General features: G+C 71.6%; 1 pseudogene. It reads left to right on the top strand.

Going from position 1 to position 2,990, the window contains the following annotated elements:
- A pseudogene (locus ACFUJR_RS39015) lies at nucleotides 1-2,990 on the top strand (hypothetical protein); the annotation flags it as partial.

The raw sequence follows: 2,990 nt of genomic DNA, 5'->3' as shown, positions 1-2,990 counted from the left end.
TCCCTGGAAGAATCCCGGCGGCTCGAGCGCCGCCGTGAGCTGCGTGATCTGGGCTTCACCTGGGAAGAGATCAACGGCCACGAACTCGGCGTCAAAGCCGCCGTCGAACGCGGCGACATGCAAAGTGCCGCCCAGTTGGAGATGGCCTTCGACGCCAGAGTCGAGCAGCGCGCCACCGGCGAGACCGCCAGCCCCACCGCAACGGGTGCACGGCCTCAGACACCCGCAGACGGCCCCGCGAACGGCCCCGCGCGGGGACAGGACGCAACCTCGGACCTGCCCGGCGGCGAGGGCCGTACGGCCGACCCCGTCGGGGACCGGACCGGTGACCGCAAGGAGAGCACGGACCCGCTCCAGCCGGGCGGCGAAACGCTGATGCGGCAGCCCCGGACCCTCGACGACACCGGCACAGGTGCCAGTGATCAGGCGCCCCCGACACCCGAGCAGATCCTCGCCCGCAATACCGGACCCCGCTCCAGCGATCCCCTGGACGCGGTCCTGGTCCGGGCCGCGGACGAGCAGGGGATGCTGCCCTCCCAGCTCAGGCGGAGCCTGGACGAGGCCCTGACCCAGGCCCGGGAACTCCACACCCGCGCGCTCGCGGACGGACACGACCCGCAGCGGACCGGCGACCTCCTCGAGGTCGCCACCCGAGCCCGCGACCTCGGCCGCCTCCACGACATACACAGCGCGATCGACGAACTCCAGCACCTCACCCCTCCCACGGAACAGCCGCTCGGGCCGACCGCTCAGCCGCCGTCGCCGACACAGACACCCGAAGCCACGGGGCAGGAACAGCAGACACCCCCGCAGACCCCGGAGCAGCAGCAGGACGCGCCGGCTCCGGAGCAGTCGCAGGGCACAGTGGCTCCCCTTGTGCCCCCCGTGATGCCACTGACCCCAGGCGTTGTGCCGGGGACCGTACCAAGCCCGGCCCCGCACAACGTCCCATCCCCGCCGCCCACGACGACGACTGGGCCCACCACCCTGCCCACCCTAGGGACGCAGGACGCGCTGCCACGGGAAACCGCGGCACCGCCCCTCTCCATCGCCAGCATCCTGGAGGGCACGCAGCACGAACCGGCGGCCTCCGACGCCCCCGAGGTGATCGCCGACGGCATCGAGAACCAGGCGGATCCGGATCGCGAGCAGACCGATACGAAGGAGGTCTTCGGCGCATCCGGAACCCCGGTCCCCGACCCGGCCCCACCTCAGCCTGCCGAGACCGCCCAGGACACGACGCGGACCGCGGTGACGGTGACGCCGCCCGCCCCCGTGACGGCCGGCGTCGAGGACTTCGCCAGACGGCTGGACAAGGCCCCGGCACCGGTGGCCGAAGCCCTGTGGAACGAGGCGGTCGCACGCCTCGTGGCGGACCGGCCCGAGACCACCACCGTCCTCGCACAGTCCCCGGCGCAGCTGCGCACGCACAACCCCGCCCTCTATACCGACGTCCTGAACACCGCCCGTGACCTCAACCCCCTCCAGACACCCGCCGACCGCACGCGGGTCCTCACGGACCTCCCCCCCGCACCCGAGAACCACACCGACCTCCGCACCGAGCCTGAACCCGAGTCCTTCGCCATCGACAAGACCCCTGAAAGCCTGCGCTCCCTCCAGGAGCTGTCCCGTGTCGTGGACACCGAAGCTCTCCTGGCGTTCGAAGCAGGCCCCTACCATGACCTCACACCCGGCCAGGTGCTCCGCGCACGACAGATCGTCGCCGAGACCATCCACTTCCCGACCCTCCTCGACACGACAGGCGACGCCGGCCGGCACGGACACCTCAAGGACTGGGCCACCGTCGCCGTGGCCCAGGCACTGACCAGCACCGGCCAGCAGACAGCCACGGCCCTGCGCCAGGCCACGGACATGGCCGAGCGGATCCGCCGCGACCGCGGCCTCGAACGGCCCAAGGGCCTGCTCGGCGGCACCCGCCCCCAGGACACAGAGCAGACACAGGAAACAGGCCAAAACTCCACCCAGGCGCAGGCCACCAGCCAGACGCAGGAGGGCGAGACGGTCCCCCTCTCGCCGCTGGCACGCCAGGTGGACGAGATGGCTTTCGTGGATCTGTTCCTGGCGCTGGGCGAACTGCCGTCGGATCTTCGCCAGGGGCTGGAAGGGCGGGCGCGGCAGCTCATGCGGGAGCACTTCCCGCCCGGGGCCCGGCTGGACTTCGACGATCAGATGCCTAGGCTGGAGTTCGCACATCACCGGGCGGCAATCGCGTACGCACTGCATCTGGGCGCGGACGAACCCACTCCGGAGGCCGCGGCCACGGAACTCGTCCAGCTGTATGCCAGCGAGCATCCCTACGGTTACCGGGCGGGGCTGCAGCCTCTGGAGCCCATTCCGCCGCGTATCCCGTTCGCTGATCTGCCCGAGCTTGCTCGGGCAGCTGATACGGCTACGTCGGTACAGGTCGGAGAGATCCTCGGACGAGCCCCGTCGCTGTGGGAGGGCTGGCGACTGCGCGCGGAAGCGAAGGGGTTGATACTCCAGCACTTCCCGGAGTGGGTTCCGGTGACGCTCCGGCTCCGGCCCCGTGACCCCATGGAGAGTCTGCTCGCCGGCTGCTGGAACCGCATCCAGATCGCGCTGTTCCTGCAGCGGACCGCGCCGACGCCCGGTGTGGCCGCCGACGCGCTGGCGCGGTACTACGCCCGGGAGTTCCACCACACGTACGGCGCGGACCAGGTGTGGAGCACTCGTCCCGCTTCGGCTGAACAGCAGAGCGAACAGCACGCGGAGGGTCTCTCCGGCGCATCCGAAACCCTGGTCCCCGACCCGGCCGAACCCCAGCCGGCCGAGACCGCCCAGGACACGACGCGGACCGCGGTGACGGTGACGCCGCCCGCCCCCGTGACGGGCGGCGTCGAGGACTTCGCCAGGCGGCTGGACAAGGCCCCGGCACCGGTGGCCGAGGCCCTGTGGAACGAGGCGGTCGCACGCCTCGTGGCGGACCGGCCCGAGACCACCACGGTCCT

Origin of the sequence: Streptomyces sp. NPDC057271 (assembly GCF_042668715.1) — a bacterium.
GTDB lineage: Bacteria > Actinomycetota > Actinomycetes > Streptomycetales > Streptomycetaceae > Streptomyces.
Note: the sequence above shows the minus strand (reverse complement) of the source record. Positions and strands in the feature narration are given on the sequence as shown.